Here is a 19,491-nt window from a genome sequence, read left to right as displayed (position 1 = left end):
CCAGTCGGGCCTACTTCTCCAGGTGCTCCTGTGGCTCCAGTTGGACCCACTTCTCCAGCTGGGCCCGTGGCTCCAATTGGACCCGCTTCTCCAGCTGGACCCGTGGCTCCAGTCGGGCCTACTTCTCCAGGTGCTCCTGTGGCTCCGGTGGGACCCACTTCTCCAGCTGGGCCCGTGGCTCCAATTGGACCTACTTCTCCAGCTGGACCCGTGGCTCCAATTGGGCCCGCTTCTCCGGCGGGACCCGTGGCTCCAGTCGGGCCTACTTCTCCAGGTGCTCCTGTGGCTCCAGTTGGACCCACTTCTCCAGCTGGGCCCGTGGCTCCCGTTGGACCTACTTCTCCAGCTGGGCCCGTGGCTCCAATCGGGCCTGCTTCTCCAGCTGGGCCCGTGGCTCCAATTGGGCCCGCTTCTCCGGTTGGACCCGTGGCTCCAATCGGACCTACTTCTCCAGCTGGGCCCGTGGCTCCAATTGGACCTACTTCTCCAGCTGGGCCCGTGGCTCCAGTCGGGCCTACTTCTCCAGGTGCTCCTGTGGCTCCAGTTGGACCCACTTCTCCAGCTGGGCCCGTGGCTCCAATTGGACCCGCTTCTCCAGCTGGACCCGTGGCTCCAGTCGGGCCTACTTCTCCAGGTGCTCCTGTGGCTCCGGTGGGACCCACTTCTCCAGCTGGGCCCGTGGCTCCAATTGGACCTACTTCTCCAGCTGGACCCGTGGCTCCAATTGGTCCCGCTTCTCCGGCGGGACCTGTAGCTCCAATCGGACCTACTTCTCCAGCTGGGCCTGTAGCTCCCGTTGGACCTACTTCTCCAGCTGGGCCTGTAGCTCCCGTTGGACCTACTTCTCCGGCTGGACCCGTGGCTCCAGTCGGGCCTACTTCTCCAGGTGCTCCTGTGGCTCCAGTTGGACCCACTTCTCCAGCTGGGCCCGTGGCTCCAATTGGACCTACTTCTCCAGCTGGGCCCGTGGCTCCAATTGGACCTGCTTCTCCAGCTGGGCCCGTGGCTCCCGTTGGACCTACTTCTCCAGCTGGGCCCGTGGCTCCCGTTGGACCTACTTCTCCAGCTGGGCCCGTGGCTCCAATTGGACCTGCTTCTCCAGCTGGGCCCGTGGCTCCAATTGGACCTGCTTCTCCAATTGGACCTGCTTCTCCGGTTGGACCCGTGGCTCCCGTTGGACCAATTTCTCCGGCTGGGCCTGTTGCTCCAATTGGACCTACTTCTCCGGCGGGACCCGCGGCTCCAGTCGGGCCTACTTCTCCGGCTGGGCCTGTGGCTCCAATCGGGCCTACTTCTCCAGCTGGGCCCGTGGCTCCAATCGGGCCTACTTCTCCAGCTGGGCCCGTGGCTCCCGTTGGACCTACTTCTCCAGCTGGGCCCGTGGCTCCAATTGGACCTGCTTCTCCAGCTGGGCCCGTGGCTCCAATTGGACCTGCTTCTCCGGTTGGACCCATGGCTCCCGTTGGACCAATTTCTCCGGCTGGGCCTGTGGCTCCCGTTGGACCTACTTCTCCGGCGGGACCCGTTGCTCCAATTGGACCCGCTTCTCCGGCTGGACCCGTGGCTCCAATCGGACCTACTTCTCCAGCTGGGCCTGTAGCTCCCGTTGGACCTACTTCTCCGGCGGGACCCGTTGCTCCAGTTGGGCCAATTTCTCCGACGGGACCCGTGGCTCCAATTGGACCCGCTTCTCCGGCTGGACCTGTAGCTCCAATTGGACCCGCTTCTCCAGCTGGACCCGTGGCTCCAGTCGGGCCTACTTCTCCAGCTGGGCCCGTGGCTCCAATTGGACCCGCTTCTCCAGCTGGGCCTGCGGCTCCCGTTGGGCCTATTTCTCCGGCGGGACCCGTTGCTCCAATCGGGCCTACTTCTCCGGCTGGGCCTGTGGCTCCCGTTGGGCCCGTGGCTCCAATCGGGCCCGCTTCTCCGGCGGGACCCGTGGCTCCCGTTGGGCCTACTTCTCCGGCGGGACCCGTGGCTCCAATTGGACCTGCTTCTCCAGCTGGGCCCGTGGCTCCAATTGGACCTGCTTCTCCGGTTGGACCCATGGCTCCCGTTGGACCAATTTCTCCGGCTGGGCCTGTTGCTCCAATTGGACCTACTTCTCCGGCGGGACCAGCGGCTCCAGTCGGGCCTACTTCTCCGGCTGGGCCTGTGGCTCCAATCGGGCCTACTTCTCCAGCTGGGCCCGTGGCTCCAATCGGGCCTACTTCTCCAGCTGGGCCCGTGGCTCCAATTGGACCCGCTTCTCCGGCTGGACCCGTGGCTCCAGTCGGGCCTACTTCTCCAGGTGCTCCTGTGGCTCCGGTGGGACCCACTTCTCCAGCTGGGCCCGTGGCTCCAATTGGACCTACTTCTCCAGCTGGACCCGTGGCTCCAATTGGGCCCGCTTCTCCGGCGGGACCCGTGGCTCCAGTCGGGCCTACTTCTCCAGGTGCTCCTGTGGCTCCAGTTGGACCCACTTCTCCAGCTGGGCCCGTGGCTCCCGTTGGACCTACTTCTCCAGCTGGGCCCGTGGCTCCAATCGGGCCTGCTTCTCCAGCTGGGCCCGTGGCTCCAATTGGACCTACTTCTCCAGCTGGGCCCGTGGCTCCAGTCGGGCCTACTTCTCCAGGTGCTCCTGTGGCTCCAGTTGGACCCACTTCTCCAGCTGGGCCCGTGGCTCCCGTTGGGCCTACTTCTCCGGCTGGGCCCGTGGCTCCAATTGGACCTGCTTCTCCGGCGGGACCTGTAGCTCCAATTGGACCCGCTTCTCCAGCTGGACCCGTGGCTCCAGTCGGGCCTACTTCTCCAGGTGCTCCTGTGGCTCCGGTGGGACCCACTTCTCCAGCTGGGCCCGTGGCTCCAATTGGACCTACTTCTCCAGCTGGACCCGTGGCTCCAATTGGTCCCGCTTCTCCGGCGGGACCTGTAGCTCCAATCGGACCTACTTCTCCAGCTGGGCCTGTAGCTCCCGTTGGACCTACTTCTCCAGCTGGGCCTGTAGCTCCCGTTGGACCTACTTCTCCGGCTGGACCCGTGGCTCCAGTCGGGCCTACTTCTCCAGGTGCTCCTGTGGCTCCAGTTGGACCCACTTCTCCAGCTGGGCCCGTGGCTCCAATTGGACCTACTTCTCCAGCTGGGCCCGTGGCTCCAATTGGACCTGCTTCTCCAGCTGGGCCCGTGGCTCCCGTTGGACCTACTTCTCCAGCTGGGCCCGTGGCTCCCGTTGGACCTACTTCTCCAGCTGGGCCCGTGGCTCCAATTGGACCTGCTTCTCCAGCTGGGCCCGTGGCTCCAATTGGACCTGCTTCTCCAATTGGACCTGCTTCTCCGGTTGGACCCGTGGCTCCCGTTGGACCAATTTCTCCGGCTGGGCCTGTTGCTCCAATTGGACCTACTTCTCCGGCGGGACCCGCGGCTCCAGTCGGGCCTACTTCTCCGGCTGGGCCTGTGGCTCCAATCGGGCCTACTTCTCCAGCTGGGCCCGTGGCTCCAATCGGGCCTACTTCTCCAGCTGGGCCCGTGGCTCCAATTGGACCCGCTTCTCCGGCTGGACCCGTGGCTCCAATTAGACCCGCTTCTCCAGCTGCTCCGGTTGCTCCCGTTGGACCCACCTCTCCAGCCGGGCCCGTAGCTCCAGTTGGACCTGCTTCTCCAGTTGCTCCGGCGGGACCCGTGGCTCCAGTTGGGCCCGCTGCTCCCCTTGGACCAGGTACTCCAGCTGGACCGGTCGGACCTACAGGACCCCTCGCACCAGTTGTTTGTGTAACATCTTCTACTAATTCAAAAACATCTGATAAAATGATCTCTAATAAGGTCAAAATAAATCGTAACATATTTGAACATACGCCACCTTTATAACTCTTCTTATAAACAAGCTATTAAAAACAAAAAAAAGAGTGAGAGAATTTGGTATAATTCCCTCGCCCCTTTTTCTTTACAATCTAACAAAGACCTTATTATTTAACACAATTAATCATTCTCGAACCAAATAAATAAAAAAGCTGTATTATTATTTTTCAGGCTGCTTTCTCACCTGCAAAAAATCTTTATTAAAACTAGTCGCTGTTCCAACATCATCTTTTTTATTCTTCATTTCATTGATTGCACCCGCATGATCAATAATATCCGCTCCGAATTTAAGCTTAAGCTCCTCCATTGCTTTTAAGAGGGGCTCCTTCTTGGCTTCTTTTTCAAAATTAAATAAATCCAGCTGCATAACCGCAGAACCTTGTTCTACTAAATCTCCACCAGTTATTCCAAGTAATCTGACGGCGTTGCCGTTCCAATGCTTTCTGAATAAGGCTTTGGCCTGGTCAGCGATATCCTCTACCTGTGCAATAGGCTGGTCCAGCTGCTTGCTTCTTGTAATCGTCTTTCGATCTTTGTAGCGAATCATAATGGAGATGCTTGTGGCTAATACCTTCTTCCTTTTCAGGCGCACTGACACTTTTTCAGCTAGTCCAGCAAACACGGTAAACAGCTCCAGCTGATTGGTTGTATCTCTCGGTAGTGTCGTTGAGTTCCCAACACTTTTAAACTCTGCTGCAGCTTCTGGATCTACCCGCCGTCTATCTTCTCCATTGGCCTTTTCCTTAAGCCTCGGCCCATTAATTCCTAATGTTGCTTTCAGCTGCATGGATTCTGCATTTGCGAGATCTCCGATTGTCTGAATGCCAAAACTGCGCAGCTTTTCACCTGTTTTCTTGCCGACTCCATGCATCTCTTCCACTTCCAGCGGCCATAAAACTCGCGGAACATCCCGTTTTCGCAAAATCGTAATGCCAAGCGGTTTTTTCATATCAGATGCCATTTTTGCCAAAAATTTATTTGGTGCAATTCCAATGCTGCACGGCAAGTCCAGCTGTTCATATATTCTCTTTTGAATGGTTTCAGCAATCTGCACGGGATTGCCATATTCCTGACTGTCGGTTATATCCACATAGCCTTCATCAATGGATACCGGTTCTACAAGCTCAGAATATTGTCCAAGAATTTCAAACATGCCAATAGATGCAGCCCGGTAACGCTCAAAAGTAGGCCTCATAATGATAAGCTGGGGACAAAGCTTTTTAGCCTCCCAAAGTGGCATCGTCGTTTTTACTCCATATTTACGAGCTTCATAGCTGCATGTTACAATAATGCCCCGTCTTTCCTCTGGGTTGCCTGCAATCGCCAATGGCTTGCCCTTTAATGAAGGGTCAAAAGCCATTTCAACAGAGGCATAAAAGCTATTCATATCAACATGCAAAATGACCCTTCCGTTTTTTGGATACATCTATCACACTTCCCGGTTTCTTGTTTATCATTATTTTATCAAATTACAGACCTCATTACATACAAGCTGAAGCGTTTAAGGATAGAAAAAGAGGAGATATCAAATGATCTCCTCTTTTTCACCTTATTGCATTTGTTTTTGACTTTTCATATATTCTTTAATGTCCTTAATTCCTTCCAGCGATTCAACAAGTACAGAAGGATCAATCAAGGTAATCAGCTTGCTGTTTAGGTTTGCTACACCTGAAAAATAGGATGTTTTTTGGTAGGCTGCAAGGCCTAAAGGTTTCACAGCTTCATTGGGAATATCAATAATTTCTTTTGCCTCGTCGACAATGATCCCAACTGACAATTCCTCTGTCTGCAAAACTATTTTCCTTGAAACTTCCTCAAGATTTGTGCCTTGATGATAGAGAACTTGCTTCAAGTCAATGACTGGAATCAGCTCGTCTCTTACCTTCGCAATTCCATTCACATAATGAGGCAAATGGGGAATTGGCGTAATCCCTGCTATTTTCTCAATAGATATGACAAATTCAATAGGAATAGCATACTCTTCCCCTTGAATCCGAAATACAACAACTTTTTTATTTTCAGCCATTTCGTATCCCCCTGCTTGAATGATGTTAATTCCAATATACCATATTTCACACCAAAAATAGTACAATTAGGAGGATTGGAATTGAGCAGAAAGACCTAAGGAATGAGTTAATTAAAATACTTCTGCTCACAGAATCATCTAACCTACTGAACTTCGCAGCCTAAATGGCTTTCCATACTTACTGCAGAAATTGAGCGTCTAAGCCCCATACCTCCACAATCCACAAAAAACCCGAACATCAGAAAGATAGTCCACTAAGGATATCTACTGATTGCTCAGGTTTATAAAAGCTTAAACACTTTTTTTAGGATTTCATTATTTTTTAAGCAGATACTTCTTCAATAATCGCAATGACCATCTCTGCTAATTTGTTTAATTCTTCAACTGGCATGCGCTCATTTGTTGTATGAATTTCTTCATAGCCTACAGCCAGATTCACTGTTGGAACACCAAAGCCTGCAATCACATTGGCATCACTTCCGCCGCCGCTATGAAGCAGTTCGCAGCTTCTGCCGATCTTCTCTGCAGCTTTGCGTGCCACTTCCACTACATGGTCTCCTGCAGCAAATTTAAAGCCAGGATACATAACTTCAATTTCGACTTCTGCTTTTCCGCCCATTTCTTCAGCAGCACTTTCAAAGGCTTCCTTCATTTTAGCAACCTGCTGTTCCATCTTTTCACCAATTAAGGAACGTGCTTCTGCTAAAATATCGACACGGTCACATACGATATTTGTTTGCTGTCCGCCTTCAAAGCGGCCAATATTGGCTGTCGTTTCTTCATCAATTCTGCCAAGCGGCATTCTAGCAATCGCTTTAGACGCAATGGTAATCGCAGAAATGCCTTTTTCAGGAGCAACTCCAGCATGTGCAGTTTTTCCAATAATTCTTGCTTTTACCTTTGCTTGTGTCGGAGCAGCAACAACGATATTGCCGACCTTTCCATCGCTATCAAGCGCATAGCCAAACTTCGCTTTTAACAGGGCTGGATCGAGCACTTTTGCTCCAACAAGACCGGACTCTTCCCCAACAGTTATAATGAATTGAATCGTACCATGCTCAATATTTTGCTCTTTCAGCACTTTAACGATTTCAAGCATAACTGCCAGACCTGCTTTATCATCCGCACCAAGAATCGTTGTGCCATCGGTTACCACATATCCATCCTTAATAGCGGGCTTAATTCCATTCCCAGGAACAACTGTATCCATATGAGAAGTGAAGTAAATTGGATCTACTCCTTCTTTTGTTCCTTGAAGCGTACAGATTAAGTTACCTGCTCCATGACCGGTTTGCTCCGTCGTGTCATCTTCGTAAACTTCAACCCCAAGGTCACGAAACTTCTTTTTTAATTCTTTTGCAATTTGTGTTTCATGTTTTGTTTCTGAGTCAATTTGCACAAGCTCTAAAAATTCATTTAACAATCTTTCCTCGTTAATCATTCTCCAACCTCCAAGTAAGCTTATGATTATGTAAAGATGAATCTAATAAAAGAGATTCAAGCTTCTTATCTATTAAGTATACTCTTATCAAAACATGTCAGCAAATAGATTTACAGGCAAAACTCTTTTTAACAGCAATTCAAAAATCCAGGTTCACATTAAATTCTTCTAAAAAAGTTTATAAAGGAATATTCCCATGCTTTTTATTCGGCCTCTGCACTTTTTTATGGTGAAGCATTTCCAAAGACTGAATTAGCTTAATTCTCGTTTCTTGAGGATCAATCACGTCATCGATCATTCCTCTCTTTGCTGCAATATATGGATTAGCGAACTTTTCTCGATATTCTGCTATTTTTTGTTCTTTGGTTTTTTCTGGATTATCACTTTCATTAATTTCTTTAGAGAAAATGATATTTGCCGCTCCCTGCGGTCCCATAACAGCTACCTCAGCGTTTGGCCAAGCAAAAACCAGATCGGCACCAATGGATTTGCTATTCAAGGCAACATAGGCACCTCCATAGGCTTTTCTCAGAATAACTGTTATTTTAGGAACTGTGGCTTCTGCATATGCATATAGAATTTTTGCACCATGGCGAATGATGCCTGAGTGCTCCTGTTTAACTCCCGGGAAAAATCCGGTAACATCTTCAAGGGTTATAATCGGAATATTAAAGGAATCACAAAAACGGATAAATCGTGCTGCTTTATCAGAGGAATCATGATCAAGACTGCCAGCCATTACTTTTGGCTGATTGCATACAAGTCCAACCGTTTCTCCTTTAATTCTTGCAAAGCCAACAACCATGTTTTTCGCAAAACCACACTGTACTTCAAAAAAGGATTGTTCATCCGCTATTTCATGAATGACAGCTTTAACATCATATGTTCTTGTACAATCAGATGGGATAATTTTTGTTAGCTGCGGGCGGAATTCATCTGCATGATGATATGGAACTATAACAGGCTTCTCCATATGATTTTGCGGCAAATAGCCTAAAAGAGTGCGCACCTGTTCAATCACTTCAGCTTCCGTCTCTCCGCAAAAATGCGCATTGCCGCTAATGTAATTATGCACATAAGCTCCGCCTAGGTCGTCTGCTGAAATCTTTTCACCCGTAACGGCTTCAATAACCTTTGGTCCGGTAATGAACATTTGACTGATCTTTTCTGCCATAAAAACAAAATCTGTTAGCGCGGGAGAATAGACGGCTCCTCCTGCACAAGGTCCTAATATAACAGAAATTTGCGGAATGACCCCCGAATACATGACATTTCTTTTAAAAATCTGGCCGTAGCCATCAAGCGCCATTACCCCTTCCTGAATCCGTGCTCCTCCTGAATCATTTAATCCGATAAAAGGAGCCCCATTATCTGCAGCCAAATCCATAACATGGGCTATTTTCTTGGCATGCATTTCTCCAAGAGCACCGCCAAAGCAAGTAAAATCCTGTGAAAAAAGAAAGATCGGACGCCCATTTACCTTTCCATATCCGGTCACAACTCCATCACCTGATATCTTCTGCTGTTCTAACCCAAAGTCCTGGCTGCGGTGCTCCATAAAGGGGTTCAATTCTACGAAAGTGTCAGCATCTACAAGTAATTTGATTCTTTCACGTGCAGTCAGCTTTCCTTTTGCCTGCTGGCGGGCCAATTGTTCATCACCGCCGCCAAGCTCACCCTTTTGGCGGAGCAGATATAGTTCATTCATTTTTTCATAAATATCAGCCAATGGACTTGTCATTCCTTTCTCTCACACAACTCAACTAACACTCTTCCAGTAGAATGGGGATGCATAAATGCAACAGCTGCACCGCCTGCTCCTGATTTTGGCTGGCTGTTGAGCATTCTAATTCCTTTAGCATTTATATCTTCTATTCTCTTTTCAATTGAATCTACCGCAAACGCGATATGATGCATTCCTTCACCAAATTTCCGAATATATCGCGCTACGGCACTTTCTTCATTTATCGGTTCTATTAGTTCAATTTTTGTTTCACCAGCTGCTATAAAAGCGATCCTTACCCCTTCGCTCTCTACTTCCTCTATATGCAAGAGCTCCAGCTGTATAATGTCTATATAAAAAGGTAATATTTTTTCAAGTGATGACACGGCAATGCCAATGTGATCGATTTTCTTAATCATGTCCAGTCACCTCTTTATCATGGTTGGAGAAAAAGCACATTATAATTATGTTAATATGTACCAGGACAGTCAAAATCATTCATCCAGCCATAAACAAAATAAGTTTTGCCCACAACTCTTGCGATTTTCTCAATACCTAGTAAAATATAATTATCATAATGATAGGAGGATGACCGTTGTCTAAAAAAGCACAAAAAATTATTGTTTACGTTATGATCTTTATCATGCTCGCATCCACATTACTAATGGGATTATCGATGCTATTTTAATAAAGGCGATTTCACTGCCGCAACAAAATGAATGTATATGAAAATAACCGTATGTAAGAAGCGTGAATTCACATCTGAATCACGCTTTTATTTTTTATGCTGGTATGTAGGAGTGTTGATATGTTAAATGCACGGGACAAAGTTCAGGCTGAACGAATATTAAAACATCTATTCATCGGCACACAGGTGGACGGATTACAATTTGGCACCTCTCCTTCGACACTGAAGCTTTATTTTACAAATTACAAGGAGATTGAGGATTTTGGCGGCCAATTATACTTGAATATAGAATCAAAATGGTGCTTATACGAAAATCCGCCTATAAAATACCCAGCTAATGAAGATGAAATAAAAGATTATACAGAGGCAGAACAATATAATAGGATTTATCGTATCCGAAGACAGAAAGTAACCGATGTACAACTAAGAGAAACGGCTCCACATCTGCTGCTTACGCTAGAGAACGGCTATACGATCTTTTTAAACGGTTCAAATGAAATGTATGAATGCTGGCAGGCTGGTGTAGAAGATGAAGAGGAGTTATGGCTTGTTGTTGCTGTACCAGGAGAAGAGATTGCTATTTGGGTTCCAGATCGGTTTGACTTTTAGCTCAAAAACTGTAACTTAACTCATGAATTCCCGTCTATAAATAAAAAGGGGAATTCTATATGAAAATTAAATTATTCCTTATATTTCTATTGTGCTCTTTCATTACAGGGTGTGGTTTAGAGACAAAAACGCTTTCGGAATTTTACGAGAAAGGTCTTGAAGATGTAACTCAAATTAACATCCTTGATGGAAGTACAGGATATAAAAAAATTATAAAAGATAAAGAATTGATAGATGACTTTTTAAGTCAGATCAAAGATACGCAGTTTATACCTGAAAAAAATCAAGAAGACCAAAGTGGCTTTACATACTCTTTATCACTGCATCAAGAGGGAGAGTTCCCTTTTAGATTTTCGCTAAGTTCAGTAAACGACCATTACTATTATACACATCCAGATCTATTTCCAATTGTGGATGACTTTTATAAAAATCTAGAGGTTCAAGAAGAGTAAATCTTCTCTAGTGAGAACTGTTACGCAGTACATTATAGAGACATAAAAAAACCGCTTAGAACATCAAGCGGTTTTTCGTGTGGTCTAACCTTTATGGAATGCATGACTTTTATACATGATCATTTTATAGCTCCATACCCTTTTGCGATTTCCTCAAAGCTTTGCTCTGTTGCAATCACTAGCACCTTTGTTCCCAACGGCACCTGATCATATAGTGCTTCTACATGTTCATTTTGCAGCCGTATACAGCCTAAGGATGCATAGGTTCCGATCGAAGCAGGATTATTTGTTCCATGAATTCCGTATGTTCGCCCATCTGAATTTTCTGCGTCAAAGCCAATCCAGCGTGTCCCAAGCGGATTTTCCGGATCTCCGCCCGGAATATCTTTCTTTCTGTAGTAAGGTTCTGTTGCTTTAACGGTTATGGTGAATAAACCTTCAGGCGTTAATTCCTCTGTTTTTCCCGTAGCAGCACGGTATACGGTTTGAACTATATTTTCATCAATATAAGCAGCTTCATTTGTTTTTTTATTCACAATGACAAAGGGATCGCCTGGAAGGGGATTCGGACCAAGAGGCCATATAGGTGAAACAACTCCTAGTAGAAGCAAGGATGTAAGGAATTTCAGCATTGTTCTCACTCCATCCTTTTTCTCTTAGTTTGCTTCATTCACCTGTTTTTGATTCAGCCCCTTTTTCATTTTCATTCCTTTAAAATTACTTTTAATGATTAAATATTGTTCCATTTCTTGTGTGAAATGGAGCAATGCAGCACGCGCTTCAAATTCCTCGCGAGTTTTTGGAAGCTCCATATTTTGAAATTGAAGCCGCATGCGCAGCAGCTTTTCAATATACACAATTGCCGTGTTGCCCGGATGAATATGCTCTGAAAGCTCCTCAATAAAATCAGCGATCATTTCCCCCTGCTCAAGCTGAAGCGAGATGGACGTGATGCTTGGCAACACCCGTTCAATGATTTCAAATTGTTTTTCTCTCATGCGAAAATAACTGTAATATAAGTTCTCTTGCTGAATAAAGCGATTTTCCGTATCTCTGTTGGCAAGAGCTCTCGCTTCTTCAATCAGTGCATAGGTTTCCGTCAGCTCGCTGCCGTCCCAATTGCTTTCGTTGGTACGCAGATACTGGACGATTTCTTCAAACATGATTTTAAAATTTTCCTCTATACGCTGCTGATATTCAATCAGCTTTCCATCAAGACTTGGCATATATAAATTAGCAAGTAAAGCTACACCAATTCCAATTGTTATAAGTCCTAATTCGTTGAGTAACAGCTCTCTTGATACTTCTCCTGCATTATATATATGTAAAATAATGACTGAGCTTGTGACAATCCCATCATTCACTTTCATCATCACAGTTACCGGGATGAAGAAAAGCAGCAATAACCCAATAACCAATGGATGAAAAGCAATTAATTCAAAAAAGAGAGATGCGAAAACCATTGACATGAGACATGCAAAAAATCGAGCCCATGAAGCCATTAATGATTTTTTTTTCGTCACTTGAATGCAAAGAATAGTGATAATTCCCGCAGAAACATAATTTTCCAACCCAAACATTTGTGCGATCATGATGGCAATGGATGTACCAACAGCTGTTTTAATCGTTCTGTATCCAATTCGAAACTTCATAGCAAAACTCCCGTATGTTCATTAGTAAATGTTTATGTATTTTTAGCAGAAGTAATTAGAACTTCTCTTTCGCGCCCTGCCTTTAGCATTGGAACATCTTATTGTATATTTTATGATTAATTTTTAAAAATTAGCCTATTGTTCAAATAAAGACCTGTAAATAATCAATTGCTGCACTGTTTCTATAAAGCTTAAGGTAACAAAATACAAAAAGATGATCATCATCTGACCATCTTTTACTATAAGCATATAACCATTACAACATTTTTTGCAAGAAATCTTTTGCGCGATTTGTTGAAGGATTTGTGAAGAATTCAGAAGGAGGAGCATCTTCAACCAGATTGCCTCCATCTAAAAATAGTACTCTGTCTGCTACTTCACGCGCAAATCCCATTTCATGCGTCACGATTGCCATTGTCATACCTGTATGTGCAAGTGACTTCATAACGTCTAATACTTCTTTTACCATTTCGGGATCAAGAGCAGATGTTGGTTCATCGAAAAGCATAACTTCTGGTTCCATTGCTAATGCACGTGCAATGGCAACCCTCTGCTTTTGCCCACCTGAAAGACGGTTCGGATACTCATTTGCTTTTGCTGCCAAGCCGACTTGCTCAAGCAATTGCAGCCCCTTTTTTTCTGCTTCCTGCTTTGATTTCCCTTTCACCTTGATCGGGGCATACGTGAGATTTTCGAGAACTGTTTTATGAGGAAACAAGTGAAAATGCTGAAATACCATTCCGACATTTTCACGGACTTTCATAATGTCTGTTTTTTTGTTTGTAATATCCTGATCGTTAATCAAAATGTTCCCGTTCGTAGGTGTTTCCAATAAATTAATGCAGCGAAGGAACGTCGATTTTCCTGAACCAGATGGTCCAATAATCGCGACAACCTCTCCATCCTTAATGGACGTTGAAATCCCCTTTAAAACCTCCAGCTGACCAAAGCTTTTATGCAAATTTTCAATTTTAATCACTGCGCTTCATTCTCCTTTCGACGAGTTTGCCGAGGAAGGTTAACGTAATAACCATAATATAATAAATTAAGCCGGCCAATAATAACGGCTCAATAAACCTAAATTTATCAGCACCAATAATATAAGCTCTGCGCATGATATCCATTACACCAATCGTTGTTACAATAGCTGATTCTTTTGTAAGTGTAATAAATTCATTCATTAGAGCGGGTAAAATATTTTTCATAGCCTGAGGCAGGATAATATTTAGCATCATCGGACGATATGGCACTCCTAGCGCCATTGCCGCTTCGCTTTGCCCCTTGTCCACAGCTTGAATACCCGCCCGGATAATTTCAGAAATATACGCAGCCGAATTCAGAGCAAAAGCAGCTACAGCGGCTGTGACTTCTTCAATTTGATATCCGAATATTTGCGGTGAGCCAAAATAAATAATCATCAGCTGCAATATAAGCGGTGTTCCTCGGAAAATAGATGTATATATATCCGCGAAAATGCCAAGAACCTTAATAGAACTGATTTTAAATAACGATAAAATAATTCCTAATATAAACCCAATTACTCCTGCCAAAAGGACAATTTGCACTGTGACCAAAATACCTTTTAAGATAAATGGCAGGGAAGGGAGGATAGAAGTAAAATCGAATGTCATGATAATAATCCTCTCATATTTAATAGACCAATTGAATACGAAACAGCTCAAATCCTATAAAAATGCCATATAAGTATTTGCATAGGATTTGAGCCGGATTGTGTTATAGAAGGGAAAGCGTTCAGAAGAAATGTTCTCCTGAACGCGTCTGATATTTATTCTTCCCCTTCAAACCATTTCTTAATGATTTCATCAAGTTCACCGTTATCAATCATTTCTTGAAGAGCTTCATTAAATTCATCAGTAAGTTCACTATCTTTTGGAAGAGCAATTGCGTAGCCGCCATCTGCATCTTCTACTGTAAACCCTTCAAGGTCTGCATTTTCTTCAAAGTAGCCTTGTGCTACAGTATCTTCAATAATAGCAGCTTCGAAGCGGCCAGCTTTAATTTCCTGAATAAGCTCAGGGATACGGTTTCTGCTTTCGATTGTCATATCTACTTCTTCAGCCAGCTCTTCCCCTTTTCCTTCCTGGATAGATCCTAACTGAACACCAACTGTTTTCCCTGCTAAATCTTCGACTGATTCAATACCGCTTCCTGCTTGTGAAACAATCATATGCTTAGAAGTATAATAGATTTCACTGAAATCTACACTTTCTTTACGTTCATCTGTTGCTGACATAGCTGAAAGTACAAAATCAACCTGACCAGACTGCAATGCTTGAATCAGCCCTGCAAAGTCCATATCTTTAATCGTAAACTCATAACCTAGTTTCTCTGTAACTGCTTTTGCAATATCCACATCAAGCCCAATAATATCATCGCCTTTAGCTGTGTCAATATACTCGAATGGCGGATAGTCAGCTGACGTTCCCATAACTAATTCTTTCTTTTCTGAATCATCGCCTTCTGTACCGTTGCCTGAATCACCTTCGTCTGTTCCACATGCAGCTAAAACACCTGCAAATACGACACACATTAGCATTAAAGATAATAGCTTTTTCATCTTTATTTTCCCCCTAAATATTATATGATTAAAATATTTTTTATGCATAAACAAGTAATAAATATTCATCTAAATGTATTTTAACACATGTTTATATTTATGCAATATAATTTTAATAATATAAATAATAATTGAACATTCAGACAATATCAAGTAAAATCATTTCCATTTATATGTTTAAATTTCATGTCTTAAGAACTTTTTCTAATTGGAAAGAGAGAGAAATTGAAAATATGTTAATGCAATGTATTTGATAATCATAAATAAAAAACCGAATGATTAGAAAGATGACCTTCCTAACCATTCGGTTCTATTGGTGTGTTAACTACTTATATCCCAGGCTCTTACTTATATTATAGTTCTGAGCAATGTGTTTCAAATGCGCTTTGCAGTTTATGCACAACTTCCATTGGCTGGTGGCCTTCGATCTCATGACGCTCAACCATAGTGCACAGCTTGCCATCTTTTAATAATGCAAATGATGGTGAGGACGGCGGATAGCCTGTAAAATACGTGCGCGCAAGTTCAGTCGCTTCTTTATCCTGGCCTGCAAATACAGTTACTAAGTGATCTGGACGCTGATCGAAATGCACAGAATGAGCAGCTGCAGGACGAGCGATGCCGCCAGCACAGCCGCAGACAGAGTTTACCATTACAAGTGTTGTTCCCTCTTTTGCAAAAGCCTCTTTTACTTCATCAGGTGTTTTTAATTCTGTATATCCTGCCGCAGCAATTTCCTTGCGAGCCTGCTGAACGACGTCATTCATTAAAAAGTTAAAATCCATATTCATATTCCCAGCACTCCTTTAAAAATATATAAGCTTATTTACATTATCTATCATACCAATTTAACGACTATTTTTACAATGAAGAGAGTTTTTTGCCACAAAAGTTTAACATCCTTTTGATCGGGGAAGTATATATGTACATCAAGATCCATACCCCTAATACTCCCTAGATTGTCCAGTGCTTGCAGAGGCACTGGTCTTTTTTTTCATTTTATGAAAACTTAAAAACGGCAAGACAATAGATGAATAAGTTTTTTATTCTAAATTAGCAGATGGGCCGAATCTTCTTCTATCCTGCAAAAATAATAAAAAACCGCTGCAGAAAGCAGCAGTTTTTCTATTAATAAACAGATGTATTCTCTTTCGAAATGTTTTCAAGAATTTCTTTCACACGCTGTAAGAATCTTCCGCATACAAGTCCATCTAATACACGGTGATCAAGCGACAGACATAGGTTAACCATGTCGCGGACAGCAATCATGCCATTGTTCATGACTACTGGGCGTTTGACAATTGATTCAACCTGTAAGATCGCAGCTTGAGGGTAATTGATGATACCCATTGATTGAACGGAGCCAAAAGAGCCTGTGTTATTAACAGTAAATGTACCGCCTTGCATCTCTGCTGATGTAAGCTTGCCGGCACGAACCTTTCCTGCGAGCTCACCGATTTCGCGGCCAATTCCTTTTATCGTCTTTTCATCGGCATTTTTAATCACTGGAACAAATAAAGCATCCTCAGTTGCAACGGCGATTGAAATATTGATGTCTTTCTTTTGAATGATCTTGTCGCCTGCCCACATGGAATTCATTTGCGGATATTCTTTAAGCGCTTGTGAAACGGCTTTTACAAAGAAGGCGAAGAATGTTAGATTGAAGCCTTCTTTCTTTTTGAACTCATCTTTAATAGTGTTTCTATATTCTACAAGGTTTGTAACATCCACTTCCATCATTGTCCAAGCGTGTGGTGCTTCATGCTTGCTGCGCAGCATATTAGCAGCAATTGCTTTTCTGACACCAGTAACAGGAATTTCAATATCCCCAGGGACAACAGGTACATTGGATGCTGGTGCTTGCGTTTTTGGTGCTGGAGCAACAGCTTCTGTTTTCGTCTCTGCAGCCTGCTGCTGTTCTTTCACTTCTTCTTTCGCAGAAGACTGAGTTGGAATTTGACCGGATTCAATGATTTTCATTAAATCTTTTCTTGTAATCCTTCCTTCCGCTCCAGTACCAGCTACTTGATTTAAATCAATGCCATGTTCCTGTGAAAGCCTTAAAACAGCTGGAGAATAACGGGCTTTGCTTCCAGCAGGACGATCCTGCTTTACAGCTGGCGCTTTTTCTGCTGCCGCTTCCGTTTTAGGTTCTTCCTTTACTGATTGTGACTGGTTAGAAGAAGCCTCTGAACTTCCGCCAGATTCTGTTTCAATTGTCATAATTACTTGTCCAACTTCATATGTTTCGCCTTCTTCTGCAATAAGTTCTTTAATCACTCCTGCAAAGGATGAAGGCACCTCTGCATTTACTTTATCTGTCATAACCTCTGCTAAAGGATCATATTTATTTACTTTGTCTCCAACAGCAACCAGCCACTTGCTGATTGTTCCTTCGGTTACACTTTCCCCTAATTGAGGCATTTTAATTTGTTCGATTGCCAATGCTTTGACCTCCTATGCCGCTTTTTTTTGACCTGTAATCCAATCTATTTAAAATTCAGCCAGCTCTCTCATTGCTTTTTCGACTTTATCTGGGTTTACCATAAAGTACTTTTCCATTGTTGGAGCATATGGCATTGCTGGAACATCTGGACCTGCTAATCGCTTAATCGGCGCATCGAGTTCAAACAAGCAATTTTCTGCAATAATAGCAGCAACTTCACCCATAATGCTTCCTTCTTTATTGTCCTCAGTTAGAAGAAGCACTTTTCCAGTCTTAGAAGCAGCTTCGATGATCGCTTCTTTATCAAGCGGGTAAATGGTTCTTAAATCAAGAATATGAGCAGAAATACCGTCTTTAGCCAATCTTTCAGCCGCCTGCAGTGCAAAGTGAACACATAAACCATATGTAATAACCGTTATGTCTTCACCTTCGCGTTTTACGTCTGCTTTGCCGATGGGCAATACATAATCATCAGTAGGCACTTCACCTTTGATCAAACGATACGCACGTTTATGTTCAAAGAATAAAACTGGATCTTCATCTCGAATGGCTGCCTTCAGCAAGCCTTTCACATCGTAAGGAGTTGAAGGCATGACGATTTTTAATCCAGGCTGATTCGCAAAAACTGCTTCAACGGATTGAGAATGATATAATGCACCATGTACACCGCCGCCATAAGGAGCACGAATGACCATTGGACAGCTCCAATCATTATTAGAACGATAGCGAATTCTAGCAGCCTCAGAAATAATTTGGTTAACGGCAGGCATGATAAAGTCAGCAAATTGCATCTCCGCAATCGGACGCATTCCGTACATTGCTGCGCCAATTCCAACACCTGCAATAGCTGACTCAGCCAAAGGCGTATCAATCACACGATCTTCGCCAAATTGATCATATAATCCTTGAGTCGCTTTAAAAACTCCACCCTTTAACCCTACATCTTCACCTAATACAAATACTTTTGAATCTCTTTCCATTTCTTCGCGGATTGCCATTGTAACCGCATCAATATAAGAAATAACAGCCATGTTTTCTCCCCCCTGCTATTCAGCGTAAACGTATTTTAATGCATCTTCTGGATTTGCATATGGCGCATTCTCAGCATAATCCGTTGCCTCATTCACCAAATCCATAATACGATCATTGATTTCTTTTTCCTTTGCATCATCCATGATTCCATTTTCTTTTAAGTACGCACCAAAAGTAATGATGGAATCCTTTGTTTTCGCTTCAGCCACTTCTTCTGGAGCACGATAGCTGCGGTCATCATCATCAGAAGAGTGCGGTGTTAAACGATAAGAAACGGTTTCAACTAATGTTGGACCTTCTCCGCGGCGTCCTCTGTCAGCCGCTTCCTTAACAGCTTCATAAACCGCTAATGGATCATTTCCATCAACCGTAACGCCTGGCATTCCATAGCCAATAGCACGATCAGATACTTTTTCACATGCCAATTGCTTCTCAATTGGAACAGAAATCGCATATTTATTATTTTCACACATAAAAATGACCGGAAGCTTGTGTACACCTGCAAAATTGGCGCCTTCATGGAAATCACCCTGGTTGGATGAGCCTTCTCCAAAGGTTACAAACGTAACAAGATCTTTGCCTTCCATTTTGCCTGCCAACGCGATTCCTACTGCGTGCGGCACCTGAGTTGTAACAGGCGAAGATCCTGTAACAATTCGATTTTTCTTTTGTCCAAAGTGTCCTGGCATCTGGCGTCCGCCTGAGTTTGGATCCTCTGCCTTTGCAAATCCTGAAAGCATAAGCTCTCTTGCAGTCATGCCAAAAGCTAATACCACTCCCATATCACGGTAGTATGGAAGCGCATAATCTTTTTCACGATCTAAGGCAAATGCGGCTCCAACTTGTGCAGCTTCCTGCCCCTGACATGAAATAACAAAAGGAATTTTACCTGCACGGTTTAAAAGCCACATCCGCTCATCGATTCGGCGAGCAAGCAGCATTGTTTCATACATTTCAAGAACTTGTTCATCACTTAAGCCTAATGCTTTATGACGGTTTTTATCCATTGT

Annotated in this window: 18 protein-coding genes and 1 pseudogene; 3 read left to right on the top strand and 16 right to left on the bottom strand. The window is 44.2% G+C overall.

The window, feature by feature from the left end:
• From B7E07_RS07910 to mce, 6 genes are all read right to left on the bottom strand, one after another.
• A partial coding sequence (locus B7E07_RS07910) for a hypothetical protein (RefSeq protein ID WP_218970458.1) occupies positions 1 to 3,818 on the bottom strand: 3,818 nt, incomplete at its 3' end.
• A 176-nt stretch (positions 3,819 to 3,994) separates the two neighbouring features.
• Entirely contained in the window at positions 3,995 to 5,260 is a 1,266-nt protein-coding gene (locus B7E07_RS07905) for a DNA polymerase IV (protein ID WP_080845304.1), read from the bottom strand.
• Between the two features lie 123 nt (positions 5,261 to 5,383).
• On the bottom strand, positions 5,384 to 5,860 hold the full coding sequence (locus B7E07_RS07900; RefSeq protein ID WP_080845302.1) for a chemotaxis protein CheW: 477 nt from the start codon (positions 5,858 to 5,860) through the stop codon (positions 5,384 to 5,386).
• A 322-nt stretch (positions 5,861 to 6,182) separates the two neighbouring features.
• Positions 6,183 to 7,301 (bottom strand): M20/M25/M40 family metallo-hydrolase, encoded by a 1,119-nt coding sequence (locus tag B7E07_RS07895; protein ID WP_080845299.1) that lies wholly within the window; start codon positions 7,299 to 7,301, stop codon positions 6,183 to 6,185.
• A 178-nt stretch (positions 7,302 to 7,479) separates the two neighbouring features.
• Complete coding sequence (locus B7E07_RS07890; protein ID WP_080849141.1) at positions 7,480 to 9,030, bottom strand: acyl-CoA carboxylase subunit beta; 1,551 nt, start codon at positions 9,028 to 9,030, stop codon at positions 7,480 to 7,482.
• An 8-nt stretch (positions 9,031 to 9,038) separates the two neighbouring features.
• On the bottom strand, positions 9,039 to 9,443 hold the full coding sequence (mce, locus tag B7E07_RS07885; protein ID WP_080845294.1) for a methylmalonyl-CoA epimerase: 405 nt from the start codon (positions 9,441 to 9,443) through the stop codon (positions 9,039 to 9,041).
• Positions 9,444 to 9,619: 176 nt separating this feature from the next.
• Between mce and prli42 the strand changes: the two genes are divergently transcribed.
• From prli42 to B7E07_RS07875, 3 genes are all read left to right on the top strand, one after another.
• On the top strand, positions 9,620 to 9,712 hold the full coding sequence (gene prli42 / locus B7E07_RS23280; RefSeq protein WP_139785591.1) for a stressosome-associated protein Prli42: 93 nt from the start codon (positions 9,620 to 9,622) through the stop codon (positions 9,710 to 9,712).
• A gap of 120 nt (positions 9,713 to 9,832) precedes the next feature.
• The gene (locus B7E07_RS07880; RefSeq protein WP_080845291.1) at positions 9,833 to 10,321 is read left to right on the top strand and encodes a hypothetical protein; all 489 of its coding nucleotides are present in this window, start codon (positions 9,833 to 9,835) and stop codon (positions 10,319 to 10,321) included.
• Positions 10,322 to 10,380: 59 nt separating this feature from the next.
• A complete protein-coding gene (locus B7E07_RS07875) occupies positions 10,381 to 10,773 on the top strand; it encodes a hypothetical protein (protein WP_080845288.1) in 393 nt (130 codons plus the stop codon).
• Positions 10,774 to 10,892: 119 nt separating this feature from the next.
• On the opposite strand, the gene B7E07_RS07870 is transcribed toward B7E07_RS07875, so the two are convergent.
• The 10 genes and pseudogenes from B7E07_RS07870 to B7E07_RS07830 all read right to left on the bottom strand — a co-directional run bounded on the left by B7E07_RS07870 (position 10,893) and on the right by B7E07_RS07830 (position 19,488).
• Positions 10,893 to 11,405 carry a L,D-transpeptidase gene (locus tag B7E07_RS07870; RefSeq protein WP_080845287.1) on the bottom strand — a complete coding sequence of 171 codons (513 nt, stop codon included), beginning with the start codon at positions 11,403 to 11,405 and terminating at the stop codon, positions 10,893 to 10,895.
• Positions 11,406 to 11,429: 24 nt separating this feature from the next.
• Positions 11,430 to 12,425: an aromatic acid exporter family protein gene (locus B7E07_RS07865; protein ID WP_080845284.1), complete on the bottom strand. Its 996-nt coding sequence runs from the start codon at positions 12,423 to 12,425 to the stop codon at positions 11,430 to 11,432.
• 256 nt (positions 12,426 to 12,681) lie between these two features.
• A complete protein-coding gene (locus B7E07_RS07860) occupies positions 12,682 to 13,404 on the bottom strand; it encodes an amino acid ABC transporter ATP-binding protein (RefSeq protein WP_080845280.1) in 723 nt (240 codons plus the stop codon).
• Positions 13,397 to 14,056: an amino acid ABC transporter permease gene (locus B7E07_RS07855; RefSeq protein WP_080845278.1), complete on the bottom strand. Its 660-nt coding sequence runs from the start codon at positions 14,054 to 14,056 to the stop codon at positions 13,397 to 13,399. Before B7E07_RS07855 ends, B7E07_RS07860 begins: the two co-directional genes overlap by 8 nt.
• A gap of 155 nt (positions 14,057 to 14,211) precedes the next feature.
• Positions 14,212 to 15,003, bottom strand: a complete 792-nt coding sequence (locus B7E07_RS07850) for a transporter substrate-binding domain-containing protein (protein ID WP_080845276.1) — start codon at positions 15,001 to 15,003, stop codon at positions 14,212 to 14,214.
• Positions 15,004 to 15,356: 353 nt separating this feature from the next.
• A complete protein-coding gene (locus B7E07_RS07845) occupies positions 15,357 to 15,794 on the bottom strand; it encodes a BrxA/BrxB family bacilliredoxin (protein ID WP_080845271.1) in 438 nt (145 codons plus the stop codon).
• Between the two features lie 337 nt (positions 15,795 to 16,131).
• Complete coding sequence (locus tag B7E07_RS25240; RefSeq protein ID WP_373886068.1) at positions 16,132 to 16,977, bottom strand: dihydrolipoamide acetyltransferase family protein; 846 nt, start codon at positions 16,975 to 16,977, stop codon at positions 16,132 to 16,134.
• Positions 16,953 to 17,448: pseudogene (locus tag B7E07_RS25235) on the bottom strand (biotin/lipoyl-containing protein); the annotation flags it as partial. The gene B7E07_RS25240 and the pseudogene B7E07_RS25235, both read right to left, overlap by 25 nt.
• Positions 17,449 to 17,496: 48 nt before the next feature.
• Complete coding sequence (locus B7E07_RS07835) at positions 17,497 to 18,480, bottom strand: alpha-ketoacid dehydrogenase subunit beta (RefSeq protein ID WP_080845264.1); 984 nt, start codon at positions 18,478 to 18,480, stop codon at positions 17,497 to 17,499.
• Between the two features lie 15 nt (positions 18,481 to 18,495).
• Positions 18,496 to 19,488, bottom strand: coding sequence for a thiamine pyrophosphate-dependent dehydrogenase E1 component subunit alpha (locus tag B7E07_RS07830; protein WP_080845262.1), 993 nt, complete (start codon positions 19,486 to 19,488; stop codon positions 18,496 to 18,498).
• Positions 19,489 to 19,491: the final 3 nt, after the last annotated feature.

This window comes from Cytobacillus gottheilii (genome assembly GCF_900166665.1).
In the GTDB taxonomy this organism is placed as follows: domain Bacteria; phylum Bacillota; class Bacilli; order Bacillales; family Cytobacillaceae; genus Cytobacillus; species Cytobacillus gottheilii_A.
This window is presented reverse-complemented; position numbering and strand designations above follow the sequence as displayed.